Here is a 16,967-nt window from a genome sequence, read left to right as displayed (position 1 = left end):
TTTTGGAGACGCCTAAGTGGAGCGACCTACAATCAGCCCTGAACATTTACAAGAAGCGGCTGAAAATTTAGTAACCATTCGAGATTTTATTCGTTTTGGTGTAACCGCACTTCGTCAATATGATGCACACTTAGGTCAAGGTACTGAAGATTATTTTGCGGAAAGCGCTGCACTTGTTTTGCAAACACTTTCCCTAGAATGGAAAGCTGATGCAGAAATATTAGATGCAAAATTATTACCAACTGAAAAAGCAGAATTTTTAAGTCTATTAGAACGTCGCATCAATGATCGTATTCCAACCTCATATTTATTAAATTTGGCATATTTCTGTAATAAACCTTATTATGTAGATGAACGTGTACTCATTCCGCGTTCGCCAATTGCTGAATTGATTGAACAACGATTTGCACCATATTGTTTGAATGAAAATGGTCAAATGCTCGAAGCATTGAATAATTTACCAGAAAACACGAATCCGAAAACGCCACAACGTATTTTAGACATGTGTACGGGTTCTGGCTGTATTGCAATCGCTTTAGCTTATGCATTCCCAGATTCTGAAGTCGATGCAACTGATATTTCCAAAGAAGCTTTAGAAGTTGCATCAATTAATGCTGAACACCATGATAAGCAATATCAAGTCGCATTACTTGAGTCTGATTTGTTTGCAAAAATTCCTGCTGAAAATCAATATGATTTAATCGTAAGTAATCCTCCATATGTAGACGCAGAGGATATGGCAGATTTACCAGAAGAATTCTTGCACGAGCCTGAGCTTGCACTTGCTGCTGGTCAAGATGGTTTGGATTTGGTTCGTAAAATGTTAGCGCAAGCTGCTGACTATTTGACAGAAGATGGTTTAATCGTCATTGAAGTCGGTAATTCAGAATGGGCAATGCGTCAAAACTTTAATACTGTTGATTTCCATTGGCTTACATTCCAAAAAGGTGGTTCTGGTATTTTTGCATTAACTGCGGAACAATGCCGCCGTTATAAAGATATATTCCAGCAATCTATTCAAAATTAAGGGGCTGAAAATGGCAGGCAATAGTATTGGTCAGTTATTCCGTGTGACCACATGTGGTGAATCACATGGTGCTGGCTTGATGGCAATTGTAGATGGCGTACCACCGGGACTAGAACTTTGCGAAGCAGACTTACAAAAAGATTTGGATCGCCGCAAGCCGGGTACTTCTAAGTTTGCAACGCAACGTAAAGAGCCTGATCAAGTTGAAATTATTTCTGGTGTTTTTGAAGGCAAAACTACGGGTACATCAATTGGTTTATTGATTCGTAATACAGATCAAAAATCAAAAGACTACGGTAATATTGCCCAAACATTCCGTCCTGGTCATGCTGATTATACCTATACTCAAAAATATGGTTTCCGTGATTATCGTGGTGGTGGTCGCTCAAGTGCACGTGAGACAGCAATGCGTGTTGCGGCAGGTGCGATTGCTAAAAAGTATTTGGCAGAAAAATTTGGTATTGATATCCGCGGGCATGTAACACAGATCGGGAATGAAATTGCAGAAAAGTTAGATTGGGCTGAAGTGCCAAATAATCCATTTTTCTGTGGTGATGTTGATGCAGTTCCTCGCTTCGAGCAATTAGTCACAGCATTGCGTGAGCAAGGCACTAGTTGTGGTGCAAAACTCGAAATTATTGCTGAAAAAGTACCCGTCGGTTGGGGTGAACCTGTATTTGATCGTCTCGATGCAGATATTGCTCACGCTATGATGAGTATCAATGCGGTTAAAGGCGTTGAGATAGGGGATGGTTTTGCAGTTGCTGGACAGTTTGGTCACGAAACTCGTGATGAATTAACCACAGATGGTTTCCTTGCAAATCATGCTGGTGGAATTTTAGGTGGTATTTCAAGTGGTCAAACGATTCGTGTCGCGATTGCTTTAAAACCAACCGCAAGTATTACCACTCCTGGTAAAACCATTACGATTGATCGAGAAAACACGGATGTGTTAACCAAGGGTCGTCATGATCCTTGTGTGGGCGTTCGAGCGACTCCAATTGCTGAAGCAATGTTAGCAATTGTTCTAATGGATCATTTTTTAAGACATCGTGCTCAAAATGCTGATGTTGTAGTTCCATTCCAACCAATTGAGCCATAATTTTAATTTTTCACATACTTGCGACACTTTGCGCGCAAGTATGTTTTTTAATAATAAAAAATTCATCTTATAAAGTCTCAGAAATTACATTTTCACTCGTTGCAACATGATATTGATTTCTACCATTATTTTTTGCTACATACAAAGCATGATCTGCTTGAGAGATAAACTCTGATAGGCTGTCATTAAGATGAGGAGTTGTTGTTGCAACACCCACACTGATCGTTACATATTTAGAGACATTACTTCTAGGATGTGCAATCCCTATATTTTGCATTAATTGCATTAAACGTTGAACTTGTATCAGTGCTTGATCTTTATCCGTCATGGAAAATAAAAGTAAGAACTCTTCACCGCCATAACGTGCCGCAAGATCTCCACTTCGCGATGAGATTGAACCCAGCAAAATGGCAATTCGTCTAAGACATTGATCCCCCTGAATATGGCCTAATGTATCATTGTATAGTTTAAAAAAATCGATATCGATCATCATGATTGTGATAGGAACTTCATGACGGATTGAGCGTTTCCACTCATTTTCAAGCACTTCATCGAGGTATCTACGGTTCGCTAAACCAGTTAAAGCATCTTGTTGAGATAAAATTGAAAGTTGTTGCGCCTGACGCATAAGCTCTAATCGATTTAGTTCGATCATACAGTCTTGTAGATAATTCTCTCTATGTTGCCGATCTATTGCATAAGCTAAAGCCATTCCTAGAAAGCTACTAAAAGTATAAGTTCGATTTAAGTAAGTCCAATCAATTGATCCATTAAGCCAAACACTAATGGCAATACCAATTAAACCACCAGACCAACCAGCAAACATCGCTGTATAAAATCGCATACCAACGAAGCCATATATAATGACCACGGCATACATCATGGCAGCATGAAAAAGAACGTTATTCTGGCCATGTTCAAATACATTAATTAACGTGAAAGTAAGAGCGACGGCACCTATAGAGCCTAAGCAAACATAGTAATCAAACCATCTATTCATTGATGGAATGAAAGCAAGTAACCATGCAAAAAGAATTATCATGCCGACCCAACCGTAGTACGCGACCCATGCAGTGCGTAGCTCTGTAGGTAGAACTTGATAAGTACCAAAACTTAAATATAAATAGAAGAATAGAATGATTGGTGCACGGTAACGGAATTCATGTGCAGCTTCATTTTTATACTGATCTTTATAAATGACTTCTAATTCTTTAGGAAACCAAACTAAATTTAGTCCGCGAGAGATTAACAAGTCAATCTGTTCTTGCCCGAGTAAGTTGGATGCTTTTAACTTCATCTTAATTCTCATCGCCCCCAATGTTCTTATAAATGTAAATAGGGATTGTTAACTACGTTACACTGTATTAAATAAAATGTGTATTGGATTATATAAAATTAATCATTTTTTATGATAATCAGATTTTATTGCCAGTATTCTATATTCTTCGGGTGTAATATGAATGTATTAGCAACGAATATAATGATTAAACTTAATAAAATGCTGAACAGATAAAAAATGTTACAAATTAAATAGCAATCATTGTATATTAATTGTATTACGATTAAATCTAGCTATAAAAATAAGCAGCAATCGTGGAAAATAATTGAAATAAGTCATACGAAATAGGATGGATCGAAATGACTGTTATGAAGCAATATGGAACAAAACTAGAAATAACACCTCACTCAGAATGGGCACAACAATTTTGGGATGAACTTGTTCCTGCAAAAGAACGAGTAAGCAAACACCCTTTATTTTTAGATATGGCAAGCGGTAGCCTAAATTTAGAATGCTTTCGGTCAGCATTATTAAATTTTTACCCTTTGGTTGCTCATTTTCCATCATATATGGCAGGTGCTTTGGCTAAAGCGACGGCTTTTTCTTTAGATGGTGTAACTGAGACTAGAGATTGGTTAATTCAAAATATCAAAGTTGAAGAAAGACATTTACATTGGTATCAAGATTGGGCGAAGGGTTTTGGCATAACGACTGAAATGTTGAATGAAGTTAGACCACCAGTAGCAATGAATGCAATCAATCATTTTTTATGGGATGTAAATTTTAGGGGAAGTTTAGCGGAGAGTATTGCTGCAACAAATTTAGCAATAGAGTGGGCGACAGGCGATTGGACCATTCATGTTTATAAAGGAATACAAGCTTATACAGAAACACCAGAAGTAAATATTAATAAAAGATCATTGGCATGGTTAAGAGCTCATGCACACTATGATGATCTACATCCTTATGAGGCGATGGAGCTGATTAAGAGATTATGCGACAAAGATCCAGTTTCTCAGAGAAAAGCTTTTTTAGCAGCGAAAGAAGGCTTGGCTTATTATGAGCTGGCTTTAGATGAGTGTTACAAGTTACAAAATAATAATTAAAAATACTGAATAAACTGCTATTTAGTTGGAGTACTAAGTAGCAGTTTTATTTAATTTTTTAAACTGAATTCATTTTATCGTAGAAATTCTTTAATTTAGGGAACTCCAGTGGCGGGTTAAGTTGTCTAGATTAACTATGTATTCTTCAAAACGAATAAAAATTTTTTCTCGTTCTTTATATATAGGACATGGTAGGCAATAAAAGTTTGGTGCTGATCAATATCATTTAATATTTAATAAAGAACTTCTAAAGCAGAATTACAGCAATTTTTGTCGTTGAACCAAATCGATAAGCATCTAGGCTATGCAGATATTTCTCATTTTTCACGTGCTTTTAAAAAGTGGACAAATATGACGCCAAATAACTATAGAATGCCAAAATAAAGAAAATAGACTATCTAACTAATGTTATAATAATTGCGCATAATGTATATTATGTTAAATAAGATACACCTAACAATAACTTCATCTTTTCCACTCCTTAACTACTATTCAATAACTTAAGTGATTTCAATTTTAATTACGTTCAAATTCCAACCCTCTCATTTTTAACTAGCCTAGGTTATAATAATGGTCTTCCAAAATATTGTTGCTCTATTATGAACGTCTCCAATGACCCTCTACACGGCAAAAAACTTGCTGACATTTTGGATGAATTATTGGATTACTACGGTGGCTTTGAAGGCTTAAGCCGTAAAATTGAAATTAGATGTTTTTGCATAGATCCAAGTGTTAAATCATCATTGCGATTCTTGCGTACCACACCATGGGCACGTGAAAAAGTAGAAAGCTTATATTTGTGTCTTACGCCAAAAAGCCAAACAGAAATCTTAGATATCAAAACCCTAGCCCCAGCATTTTAATTTAGGCTACACAGCTTTGTTACATAGAGTTAGACTTTACCATTTATCTCATTCTAATGGTTTAATAACCTTTCTCACAATGTGCTCATGAGTTGGTACAAGTCCTGCTTTCAATCCAAGTGGTTTAAAAACCTTGTCTAAAACAGATTGAGTAAGTTTTCCTTTGTCTTGCTCAATATCAGTTAATGTCCTGCGACTTATACCGACTAAATTTGCATATTGTTCCTGAGACATACTCAGAATGTTTTTTCGTAAATACGCCAATAATTGCCCCAATGTAATTTCATTCAATAAGTACTGCATATATAGATCAATAAGAACTTGTTGACGATCTTGAGTCTGATTTTTTATATTCATAATAGTTCCCATCTTTCTAATTTAGCTTCAACATAGTGGAATGAAAGCGCTGGCATCTCCACAATTTGTTTTGGTACACCTTTATCTATTAGTCTTTGTTTTAGCCCAACAAGATTAGTTGCCAAAGATTTTAATGTCGTTAGAGACAAATTCGGATCGCATAAATGTGCTAGCTTTTGAGTAATTTGCTCCCATCGATATTCTCCTCCTTCCTCATAAGGACTTCCCCAAGTTGTTGACCGTGTAACAACCTCTGGGTCAGCTTTCATTGGAGCGAAATCATAAATTGGAGCAAGCGAAATTTTGCCAGATTTTTTTAGAAATGAAGTATTTCGTCCATGATTATCAGAATTACCAAAAATAATATTCAATAAGTCTCTTTGTAACCATTCACAAATGAATTGTGTAGAATCAAATTCGGAATCAATAGATATCAGTAACTTACATAGATTCTCAATCACGTCAAAATGATTGAGATGACTACCTGAAGCTTTATTTAGTACAGAATAAACAGATTCAAGCCCATGACGATGCCATTTTTGATTGTGCCATTCGACATCAAATCTTGGCAGCCATAAAGATGGATATTTTTCACCTTCAATCAGCTTCATTTCTGTTGTTTCAATCGTATTGAAACCCAACTCTTTAAGCTCTTGATAGTAATAGTATTCTGCTCTGAGAATATTACAGTCTATCTCAGCACGATTATTCCGAGGAAATTTAACTAGATAGTGTTGATCAGGTTGATCAAAGTTTTGTTGATAAGTATCAATCCAAATATTTTGATCTTTTGTAGCACGAATTAGTAATTTTGGAGCTTCACCACCTGCTCCCGTTGCACCACCACTAATTGCCCCCATTTGCTGTGCATATTCAAGAAAATCTACATTTCGATCAGCAACATCACTTTGACTAAAATAACGTAAATGTAGAGTGGAGTCAGGATTGATTACTGGCAGAGCTTCTTTAATTCTCAAGTTGCCTACGGGTGCGATGCCACCTTTTTCTAATAAAATACTATCTTGCTCAGCATGCGTTAGTCTTTGTAGACCTAGAAAATTCACCCAATAACGGCGCGCAGCACCAGATGGAACAATATCATCTAAAAAACCAAACCATGACTTAGATTCATGTTTTATAAGTATTTGTACAGGTAGTGATAAACTACAGGCATGCTCATCTCTTTTATCCAAATTATGGATTGCGTATTCTAACTCGTAAGCTAATTCACTAGCACTTGCTGAGCCTAGTTTCGGTTCTAATAGCGTAAGTTCAGCAATATCAAACCAACTTTGATCAAGTAACGCCTGTATTGTTAATTTTTTCATTGATGTAAATGAGCAATTATTTTCTCAAAAATACTCTATTTTTTTATATTTGTGAATATATTTGCGCATAATTATTTTTTAAGCAAGTTTTTGAGCATAAGTTTGCTCATAACGATCTGTGGAAAATAACTTTCTCAGTGTCTATTTAAAACCCTTTATTTCGTTGTTATAAGGTATGAAAAATTAAATGTTTGAAAAATACTATTCGATCTATCGTTGTTAACGTGATCGAACTGTGTATCATTAAACATATTTTCTTTTTGATAAACTTCTTTTTATGAAGAATGCATTTTCTAACCACAAGCAAATTAGCGTGGTTTCTAGTTTCTCCGAACTTGTCAGTTCTAATTTTCAAGGAGATAGAAATGCGATTTGTTGGTATAGAAACCTGAATGGAGATTTTCAAGAAATCGTAAAACAGCTTGAACTAAAGGAAAATATCACTGAGGTTTCGGTTGATGATTTATTGGCTTTGCAACTTTCCGAACAAGGTCATTTAGCAAGAGAAATCATCTTAAAAGATATGCAGCTATTAAGTGATTTCGGAGCTTCACCTACCCTTAACTTAATTCAAAATTACGAACGTGATGATGAGTTAAATTTTATTTCAACTGATGTGTATTCATTTCATGTTGATCGTTCCCCTATCCCAACTGATACTTTTTTATGTACTTATTACGGCGCAGCAAGTGAAATTTTGCCAAGCAATCAAGTTAAGCAAAAAGTTTTGATTCCCGAAATCAGAGAGAAACTGAAAGAATTACATCATGGCTCAGAAGCTGAATTTGAAAGTTTTCTACAAGATTATTTCTTCGATTTACATTACCAGCCGCTTCCTGATGCAAGACCTTTAAACTTAGGTTTAGGACATCTTTGGCGTCTAGCAGTTGATCACCCGATGCAGCACGTTTTACCTTGTGTTCATAGAGCACCTATTGAAAATGAAGGCGAATATAGACTACTCTTAATTTGTTAATTATTTATATTTCAAATGGTTAAAAAATAAATCTATTAAATTCTAGTACATAAAAGCCCATAAATGATGGGCTTTTACTAGCCAGAAAGAGATTCACTTAATTCTAAAATATCCCTTTAAACAGGAAAAAACATCCGACAAACAACAGTAGTACAGCAAAGCATTTTTTTAACATTTGCGGTGATAAAGCATGTGCCACTTTGGCACCTACCTTTGCAGTGAAAAAGCTCATCGCACTGATACCCAGAAATGCATAAACATGAACAAAACCAATGCTATTCGGAACATTTATTTGTTCTTTCATACCAAATAACATAAATCCTAGCGCACCTGCGATTGCGATAGGTAAGCCACATGCAGCAGATGTTCCAACTGCTTTTTGCATGACTACACCGTGATGATTTAAATAAGGTACGGTTAGACTACCTCCACCAATACCAAAAATTGCTGATGCTATGCCTATTCCTGTACCTGCGAACACCTGTTTAGTCGTTGATGGAAGGACTTTATTCTGATCTATTACTTTTTTGGCTCCAATAAACATTTGGTATGCAACCCAAATCACAAAAACACCAATAATCAGTTGTAAGTGTTCCCTTGATAGTAATCCTGCAATACCCGCACCAAAAAATGACCCAATGACTAAACCAGGAGTCAGATTTTTGAATACAGTCCAAATGACTGCACCATTTTTATTATGCGCCATTAATGAGCTGATAGACGTCACAATAATCGTGGCTAATGAAGTCCCCAAAGCAAGATGCATCACAACTTCAGGATCATAGCCCATTTGTGTAAAGACAACATATAAAAGCGGTACAATGATCAGCCCACCACCTACACCAAAAAGTCCAGCAGCGAATCCCGCTAATGTACCTATAGCTAAAAAAATGATTAATTCCACGACATACTTACTTGATTGAAGGTTAATATTAGATGAATAGCGAATGTTGGTTCAAGCAACTTCAGTCTCACCTACTTGGTGATACGCACGATTAAAATACACCAGACTATGTTCATGCTGACTTTTTTGAATAGCAACTGTACGGCAAATAAAAATAGTATGTGTTCCTACTTCCTGAATTTGTTCAATCTGACAATCAAAACTGACAAGAGCATCCTCTAAAACAGGTGCACCTGTTTTTAATTTAGTCCAAGTTCCATGTTTAAACCGCTCTTCAGACGTCAACTTAGAGGAAAACACATTAGAAATATGCTGATGTTGCGCGCCTAGAACATTCACAGTTAAAGTTTCATTTTCAATAAAATGTGCATGTGACCTAGATGCTGTATTCATACACACCAATAATGTCGGAGGTGTATCCGTAACGCTACATACAGCAGATGCGGTAAATCCATGACGACCAGATGCTCCCGCTGTAGTCACCACATTCACTGCACTTGTCAGTAAAGACATCGCATTTCTAAAGTCATTTGCTTCAATCATCATCTGATTCCTAAATTGAACTGTAGCTTTTCTTTAGATTAAGACCTAACACACTTACGTCACATTTGCACATCTAAATCATTTCAAACCGAATGGGCTGCTAACTAAATTAATAAGTAGCCCATTCGATATTTCCTAATTGCTAAATACTAAACGGCGAGCTCTTTTCGGATAATTTCTGCACCTGCACTTAAGGCATTCAGCTTGCCGCGTGCTACTTCACGAGATAAAGGCGCCATTCCACAGTTAGTAGATGGATAAAGTTTATCGGCATCGACAAACTGAAGCGCTTTGCGTAGCGTATCTGCAACCTCATCCGCTGTTTCAATATTATTGGTTGCAACATCAATCGCACCAACCATGACTTTTTTGCCACGGATCAGTTCGATGAGATCCATTGGTACACGAGAGTTTTGGCATTCAAGTGAAACGATATCAATTTTAGACTTTTGAAGCTTAGGGAAAGCTTCTTCATATTGACGCCACTCTGAACCCAAAGTCTTTTTCCAATCTGTATTGGCTTTGATGCCATAGCCATAGCAAATATGAACCGCAGTCTCACATTTAAGACCTTCAAGCGCTCTTTCTAAGGTTGCAACACCCCAATCATTCACTTCATCAAAGAACACATTAAATGCAGGTTCATCAAATTGGATAATGTCGACACCCGCAGCTTCTAATTCAAGTGCTTCTTGGTTCAAAATTTTGGCAAATTCCCAAGCCAGTTTTTCACGGCTTTTATAGTGACCATCATATAACGTATCAATCATAGTCATTGGACCTGGAAGCGCCCATTTGATTGGTTGTGTTGTTTGGCTACGTAAAAACTTGGCATCTTCCACGAAAACTGGCTTTTGGCGAGAGACTGCACCGACTACAGATGGAACACTTGCATCATAACGATTACGGATACGAACTGTTTCACGCTTTTCAAAATCTACACCATCAAGATGCTCGATAAATGTGGTGACAAAATGTTGGCGAGTTTGCTCACCATCGCTCACAATATCAATTCCCGCATGGATCTGTTCTTGTAGAGATAAACGCAGAGCATCTTGCTTCGCTTCGATTAATGCCTCACCCTCTAATTTCCAAGGTGACCAAAGTTTTTCAGGTTCTGCAAGCCATGAAGGTTTCGGTAAGCTGCCAGCCGTTGATGTTGGTAATAAAATTGCCATTTTAAATCTTCTATCTCTATTTCAGGTAAATTAAGCAGCGTTACTTTGTAGGGTGTAGTTAGCAGACCATTGTTCAAGGATGTTTTGATAAGGTTTGATAAAGTTTTCTTCCGTCCATTTACCTTGTTTTACTGCCAATTGACCACGCTCTACACGGTCGTAAACGATTCGTGTTAATGAGTAATCTGGATACTCTAAACTTGCTTGATACACTTGTGCTGCTGAAGAATTTGCATTGTAAATTTCAGGACGGTAGATCTTTTGGAAAGTTTCCATCGTGCTAATTGCGCTAATCAGTTCAAAATCGGTGTAATCACGTAATAAATCACCCGCAAAATAGAATGCTAAAGGCGCAACACTTCCTTTCGGCATGAAGAAGCGAACCTGTAAGCCCATTTTATGGAAATATTCATCTGTACGTGAATATTGATCTTGCTTATATTCAACACCTAAAACTGAATGCTCATTAACAGTACGCTGATAAGTCCTCGCTGTTGAAACACTTAAACAAATGACAGGTTGTTGATTAAATTCAGCCTTAAAAGTATCTGAATTTACTAAATATTGATAAAGCTTACCGTGTAAATCACCGAAACCTTCGGGTGCATACGAAGTTGAGTTCTCTTTATTATGTTCTTTCAGTACCACACTAAAATCATAATCACGTACATAAGACGAGAAACTATTGCCAATCATGCCTTCAATACGTTGATTGGTATGGTGATCGGTAATGGTGCTTTTCAGCATTTCAATGATTGGAAAAGTTTTACCATTACCTTCAATATCTAAATCTGCAGAAATAATATCGATTTCAAGTGAATAACGGTCACCATTCGGATTATCAGTTTGTGCTAAAGCATTGAAACGATTATTAATCATTCGAAGTGTATTACGAAGATTCTGCTCTCGACTTTCACCGCGTGCTAAGTTGGCAAAATTAGTCGTTAGACGTGTGCTATCCGCTGGTTGATAGTTTTCATCAAAACGAATGCGTTTAATTGAACATGCAAACTCTTTACTCATGATGATTGGTATCCTAATTTTTGCGATAAACCGTAAACTTCTTTATGTTGTAATTTATACTCGAATCATCACATGAATAAAAATGATTTAATCTAACCAAAAGATGAATAAAATTCATTGTTGTGTGTTTTTATGGGTTTCAGTGCTCTAACCTGAACGAGCTTCATCATGAGCTGAAAAACTATCAGGATATTGATTGAATTATTGCTATAAGGACGTGTTTGTAATTTGGAATTATTCTTTAGATGATGACATACAATGTTTCGTTTCTATTTTTTGTTTACAACGATATAAAAACTTGAATTTTATTAATCCAATAGCAGAATCTCGTAAAAAAGACGATCTAATTTTAAGTCAGATCGTCTTTATTCATATCAGTGAATTGGATTTAAAAATTCACCGTCCAAGACAATTGTGCTGTCCGTGGTGTACCAAGAAATAAATAATCATCACCAAAGAAGCTACCGACATCTCGCCAATATTTTTTATTAAATAGATTATCAACATTGAATCTTAACGTGTTTTCATAGCCATTAGCTTTAAAGTTATAAGCTGCACCAGTATTAAAAATTGTGTAGCTTGGAACTTTTACGCTGCCTATTTTATTGGCATATTTACTGCTACTGTATTGTATGCCAGCGAGTAAACGTAATCCTTCAACTTGGGGAACTTGGTATGAGATATAACTCGCCAAACGTACAGTTGGTACATTTTGAGTTTGATGACCATCATATTCAGATGATTGTATGTCTTTTAAGCGTGAACGGGTCAGTGCCAAAGTCGATGTCATATCTAGGTTTTGACCAATACGCCCTTGTAGACCAAGTTCTAAGCCGAGGTTATGTTGTTCACCATCTTTTACGAAATCATTTGAAGTATTGGTATGTTGATTATCTTGTTTTAAATCAAATAATGCAGCTGAAAAAAGTAAATCTTGCCACTGCTGCTTAAATCCCAATTCATATTGCGCTGAATGTTTAGGTGCTAATGTCACAGAAGGATTGTTTGCAAACCACGGTGCTTGTCCGCCGTCACTTAATCCTTTGGCATAAGAAGCATAGATATGAGTCTTTTCCCAAGGCTGATACATCACAGCAAATTGAGGTAAAAAGCGATTAAAGTTAGTGTCACGAATATTATTACCAGATGCATTATAAGCATCTTCATTTAAATGCAGTAGTTTTCCGCCTGCTAGAATTGACCATGCTGTATTAAATTCAACTTGATCAAGTAAATTTAATGCTGTTTGCTGACCGTTTAAAGATTTGTAGTGATTGCCCAAAACCGCGCCTGATGGAGCAAAGTCCACAGTATCAGTGTAAATATTCCCTGTACCGACAGCTTGGTTAATCGCATCGTATTGCGCATGTCGTTTATAAGTTTGTGATAATTCTAAACTCAACTTATGTTGCCATGATCCTGTACTAAATTGACCATTTAAGCCTGCTTTAAATTGATTGGTCAGGTAACTGTCATCAGGACTGCGGAAGTCATAAATATCATAGTTACCATTTTGACCAAAGGTATAGGCAAACGCTGAATAATCATCCACCACAACACGACTTTGAGAAGCACTTAGATTTGCTGACCAATCTTTATTGATTTGGTAATTATATTTTAAGCCTGTGTTTAAACTTTGGTTAATGACAGGTTGGCTCCAACTTTGATAGCCAAGTAAACGATCCCACTCTACGCCAGTAGGTACGGTTTTACCATCAAGCAACTGATAACCAGGTACTGAACGCTGACGTTGACGCTGTGATTCGATATCAAGTTCTAATTTTGAACGATCTGATATATTCCAGTTTAATGCTAAAGAACCAAATAAGCGTTTACCATTGGCATGTTCTACATACGGATGGATTTCCTCATGCGCCAAATTTATTCGATAACCCAATTGCTGCTCATCTAAAAATCCACCAAAGTCCGCTGCGATACGATTACCGCCATGACTATCTGCATCAACGGTCATTGAACGGATGTCTTTAGGGCGTTTGCTTACATAATTAACCACACCCGCAGGTGTTGACATACCACTTTGAATGGCACTTATACCCTTTAAAATCTCGACTTGTTCTTTGTTTTCAAGTGCGACATTTTGCTCACCGCGAAGTAAGTTACCATTGAGCAAGTAGCTTGAACCAAGGTTCAGTGCGAAACCACGCATCATAAAGTTTGAGTAATAGCCAATTGGGGCGTACCCATCACCTACCGCAGCATCATTTTTCACAACATCCGTTAATGTTTTCGCATGTTGATCAGCAATTCGCTCAGCCGTCACTGCATGAATAGATGCAGGAATCTCAGCAATATTTTGTTGAGTAAAACCAGATAAATTCACCTTTGGTTGAAAATATACGCTTTCTGCTGCTTGGGCGTTTACTGTGATTGTTTCTAATTGGGATACCTTATTTTCATCTTCAGCATGTACCAATACTGAGCTTAGCCCTAGGCATGAAAATGAACCAACTGCCAGTAACGCTTTGTGTAAACGAGAAAATGTAAATGGATATGTTTTCACAGTAATTGCCTAACCCCGAAAGATAATCTTATAGTCTAAATTTTCGGGCATGAGTATTCACAATTTTCTATGATTGAACAAGTATGTTTTCCACCATCTATCTAATATTTTTAAATGTTCTGTATACCGTAGGTAGAGACAGAGCATATGATCAAAATGTTTTTAATCGGCATTATTTAAAAAACCCCACATCACGCCGTGCCCACCCGTGTAATAAATTACATCATAGTCTTCCCAACAGTGGACTAACGATATAAAAGTGCATGATCAACATGCACTTTTTAAAGGTTCAACGTTTAGCTTGTATTTATACAGCTACTCCGACAGCCTTTGCACGCGCTTGATGCAATTTCTTATAGCTATCAATCAAACGTAAATGGCGATCAAGCCCTTCAAGTTTCATACTTGTTGGTGTGAGACCATAGAAACGAACATTCCCTTCAACAGATCCGATGACTGCATCCATACGTTCGTTACCAAACATACGACGGAAATTCGTTTCATAGTCTTCTAATTCCATCTCATCATCGAGCAATACTTCAAGTACTACGTTCATGCATTGATAGAATAATCCACGTTCAACGGTATTGGTATTGTATTGTAAGAAGGTTTCAACCAGTTCTTTGGCTTCTTCAAACTGTTCTAATGCAATATAGATCAATAGTTTGAGCTCAAGAATAGTCAACTGTCCCCACACGGTATTGTCATCAAACTCAATGCCAATCAAGGTCGCGATTTCAGTATAGTCATCTAATTCACATTCTTCTAAACGTTCGACCAAAGCTTCAAGTTGAGTCTGATCCAAACGATGCAGATTTAAAATGTCTTCACGGAATGCCAACGCTTTATTAGTGTTATCCCAAATTAAATCTTCGACCAAATAAATTTCAGAATAATCTGGAACTAAGATACGACATGCTGTTGCACCTAAATGCTCATAGACAGCCATATATACTTCTTTGCCCATTTCTTCCAAAATGCCAAACAATTCAGCCGCTTCTTCTTCATTTGAGTTTTCACCATCATTGGTGAAATCCCACTCGACAAAGTCATAGTCTGATTTTGCACTAAAGAAACGCCATGAAACTAAGCCACTTGAGTCAATAAAGTGTTCAACAAAATTATTTGGTTCAGTGACTGCTTCACTTTGGAAGGTTGGTTGAGGTAGGTCATTTAAACCTTCAAAACTACGTCCTTGTAAGAGTTCGGTTAGACTACGTTCCAACGCAATTTCAAAGCTTGGATGTGCGCCGAATGAGGCAAATACACCTCCCGTGCGTGGGTTCATCAGTGTCACACACATCACTGGGAAATCACCGCCCAAAGAAGCATCTTTCACTAAAACAGGAAAACCTTGTTCTTCTAAACCTTGGATGCCCGCCACAATACTTGGGTATTTTGCTAATACTTCTTGAGGTACATCAGGTAAAGTAATTTCACCTTCTAAAATTTCACGTTTGACAGCACGCTCAAAAATCTCAGATAAACATTGAACTTGTGCTTCAGCCAAAGTATTACCTGCACTCATTCCATTACTTAGGTACAAGTTTTCAATCAGATTCGATGGGAAATACACAATCTCCTTATCTGACTGACGCACAAATGGCAACGAACAAATACCCCGCTCTGTATTTCCTGAGTTGGTATCATATAAATGCGTACCCAGTAATTCATTATCTGGGTTGTAAATTTCAAGGCAATATTCATCCAAAATTTCTTTTGGCAATTTACCTTTCGGACCCGGTTTGAACCACTTTTCGTCTGGATAATGTACAAATTCTGCATTGGCAATTTCTTCACCCCAGAACTGATCATTATAGAAAAAGTTACAGTTCAAACGTTCAATGAACTCACCTAAAGCTGATGCTAAAGCACTTTCTTTGGTAGAACCTTTACCATTAGTAAAGCACATTGGTGATTGTGCATCACGGATATGTAAAGACCAAACATTTGGAACAATATTACGCCAAGATGCAATTTCGATCTTCATTCCTAGATTTGCCAAAATACTAGACATGTTGGCAATGGTTTCTTCTAGTGGTAAATCTTTCCCTGCGATATAAGTGCTGCTTTCTGAAGTCAGACTTGGCATCAACAGTGCTTGCGCATCCGCATCAATACTTTCAACTTCTTCAATGATAAATTCAGGACCCGTTTGAATTACTTTTTTAACGGTACAACGATCAATAGAGCGTAAGATACCTTGACGGTCTTTTTCAGAAATATCAGCGGGTAGTTCAACTTGAATTTTGAAAATTTGTTTATAACGGTTTTCTGGATCAACAATATTGTTTTGTGACAAACGAATATTATCGGTCGGAATATCACGAGCTGCACAATATACTTTAACGAAGTAAGCTGCACATAATGCTGATGATGCTAAAAAGTAGTCAAATGGACCTGGTGCAGAACCATCACCTTTGTAACGAATGGGTTGGTCAGCGATAACTGTAAAATCATCGAACTTGGCTTCTTGTCGAAGATTGTCGAGATAATTAACCTTGATTTCCATGCTGGCACCTAAATATTCTTATGTGTCAGCACTGACACATAAAATTTCAAATATTGATCAATAACCCGAATCGCGGATAAGAAATTGATTTAAAAAGAGTAGCTAGAGTCATTCATTCATCTGAACAAAAAACGGACTCTAGTCATAATGGGCGCTATTATAGAAGTATTTTAGGACTTACGCATTGACAGATTCAAAAAAGTATTAAAATGCTTTATAAAGTATCTGTGATCAGACGAATTAAACAT

General features: G+C 36.9%; 13 protein-coding genes and 3 pseudogenes. 6 read left to right on the top strand and 10 right to left on the bottom strand.

Annotated elements, in window-relative coordinates; genetic code table 11:
- Positions 1 to 16 precede the first annotated feature (16 nt).
- Positions 17 to 1,027: a 50S ribosomal protein L3 N(5)-glutamine methyltransferase gene (gene prmB, locus NO346_RS13935; RefSeq protein ID WP_256415530.1), complete on the top strand. Its 1,011-nt coding sequence runs from the start codon at positions 17 to 19 to the stop codon at positions 1,025 to 1,027.
- Positions 1,028 to 1,037: 10 nt separating this feature from the next.
- Positions 1,038 to 2,129, top strand: coding sequence for a chorismate synthase (gene aroC / locus NO346_RS13930; RefSeq protein ID WP_005160180.1), 1,092 nt, complete (start codon positions 1,038 to 1,040; stop codon positions 2,127 to 2,129).
- A 67-nt stretch (positions 2,130 to 2,196) separates the two neighbouring features.
- Here the strand turns inward: aroC and NO346_RS13925 are convergent, their stop codons facing one another.
- Positions 2,197 to 3,426, bottom strand: coding sequence for a GGDEF domain-containing protein (locus NO346_RS13925; RefSeq protein WP_256415529.1), 1,230 nt, complete (start codon positions 3,424 to 3,426; stop codon positions 2,197 to 2,199).
- Positions 3,427 to 3,767: 341 nt separating this feature from the next.
- Between NO346_RS13925 and NO346_RS13920 the strand changes: the two genes are divergently transcribed.
- The 3 genes and pseudogenes from NO346_RS13920 (at position 3,768) to NO346_RS13910 (ending at position 5,348) form a co-directional block, all read left to right on the top strand.
- Complete coding sequence (locus NO346_RS13920; protein WP_005160172.1) at positions 3,768 to 4,514, top strand: TenA family transcriptional regulator; 747 nt, start codon at positions 3,768 to 3,770, stop codon at positions 4,512 to 4,514.
- A 261-nt stretch (positions 4,515 to 4,775) separates the two neighbouring features.
- Positions 4,776 to 4,898: pseudogene (locus NO346_RS13915) on the top strand (helix-turn-helix domain-containing protein); the annotation flags it as partial.
- A gap of 215 nt (positions 4,899 to 5,113) precedes the next feature.
- Positions 5,114 to 5,348: pseudogene (locus NO346_RS13910) on the top strand (VF530 family DNA-binding protein).
- A 77-nt stretch (positions 5,349 to 5,425) separates the two neighbouring features.
- Here the strand turns inward: NO346_RS13910 and NO346_RS13905 are convergent.
- Together NO346_RS13905 and NO346_RS13900 are read right to left on the bottom strand one after the other, a co-directional pair.
- Positions 5,426 to 5,734, bottom strand: a complete 309-nt coding sequence (locus NO346_RS13905; RefSeq protein WP_256415528.1) for a helix-turn-helix domain-containing protein — start codon at positions 5,732 to 5,734, stop codon at positions 5,426 to 5,428.
- Positions 5,731 to 7,062, bottom strand: a complete 1,332-nt coding sequence (locus tag NO346_RS13900; protein WP_256415527.1) for a type II toxin-antitoxin system HipA family toxin — start codon at positions 7,060 to 7,062, stop codon at positions 5,731 to 5,733. The genes NO346_RS13905 and NO346_RS13900 overlap by 4 nt, the downstream gene beginning before the upstream one ends.
- Positions 7,063 to 7,339: 277 nt before the next feature.
- Between NO346_RS13900 and NO346_RS13895 the strand changes: the two genes are divergently transcribed.
- On the top strand, positions 7,340 to 8,038 hold the full coding sequence (locus tag NO346_RS13895) for a DUF1826 domain-containing protein (RefSeq protein WP_256415526.1): 699 nt from the start codon (positions 7,340 to 7,342) through the stop codon (positions 8,036 to 8,038).
- 103 nt (positions 8,039 to 8,141) lie between these two features.
- Here the strand turns inward: NO346_RS13895 and NO346_RS13890 are convergent, their stop codons facing one another.
- The 7 genes and pseudogenes from NO346_RS13890 to NO346_RS13865 all read right to left on the bottom strand — a co-directional run bounded on the left by NO346_RS13890 (position 8,142) and on the right by NO346_RS13865 (position 16,719).
- The gene (locus NO346_RS13890) at positions 8,142 to 8,942 is read right to left on the bottom strand and encodes a sulfite exporter TauE/SafE family protein (protein WP_256415525.1); all 801 of its coding nucleotides are present in this window, start codon (positions 8,940 to 8,942) and stop codon (positions 8,142 to 8,144) included.
- A gap of 51 nt (positions 8,943 to 8,993) precedes the next feature.
- Positions 8,994 to 9,485, bottom strand: coding sequence for a flavin reductase (locus tag NO346_RS13885; RefSeq protein WP_005160147.1), 492 nt, complete (start codon positions 9,483 to 9,485; stop codon positions 8,994 to 8,996).
- A gap of 149 nt (positions 9,486 to 9,634) precedes the next feature.
- Positions 9,635 to 10,663, bottom strand: a complete 1,029-nt coding sequence (locus tag NO346_RS13880) for a methionine synthase (RefSeq protein ID WP_005160145.1) — start codon at positions 10,661 to 10,663, stop codon at positions 9,635 to 9,637.
- A gap of 30 nt (positions 10,664 to 10,693) precedes the next feature.
- Positions 10,694 to 11,686, bottom strand: coding sequence for a DUF1852 domain-containing protein (locus tag NO346_RS13875; protein WP_256415524.1), 993 nt, complete (start codon positions 11,684 to 11,686; stop codon positions 10,694 to 10,696).
- 388 nt (positions 11,687 to 12,074) lie between these two features.
- Positions 12,075 to 14,207 (bottom strand): TonB-dependent siderophore receptor, encoded by a 2,133-nt coding sequence (locus NO346_RS13870; RefSeq protein ID WP_256415523.1) that lies wholly within the window; start codon positions 14,205 to 14,207, stop codon positions 12,075 to 12,077.
- A gap of 165 nt (positions 14,208 to 14,372) precedes the next feature.
- A pseudogene (locus NO346_RS14965) lies at positions 14,373 to 14,444 on the bottom strand (type 1 glutamine amidotransferase domain-containing protein); the annotation flags it as partial.
- Between the two features lie 70 nt (positions 14,445 to 14,514).
- Complete coding sequence (locus NO346_RS13865; RefSeq protein ID WP_256415522.1) at positions 14,515 to 16,719, bottom strand: OsmC domain/YcaO domain-containing protein; 2,205 nt, start codon at positions 16,717 to 16,719, stop codon at positions 14,515 to 14,517.
- Positions 16,720 to 16,967 lie beyond the last annotated feature (248 nt).

This window comes from Acinetobacter sp. 5862, from assembly GCF_024494585.1.
GTDB lineage: Bacteria > Pseudomonadota > Gammaproteobacteria > Pseudomonadales > Moraxellaceae > Acinetobacter.
The sequence above is the reverse complement of the archived record's forward strand: the minus strand, read 5'-3'. Positions and strand labels throughout refer to the sequence as shown.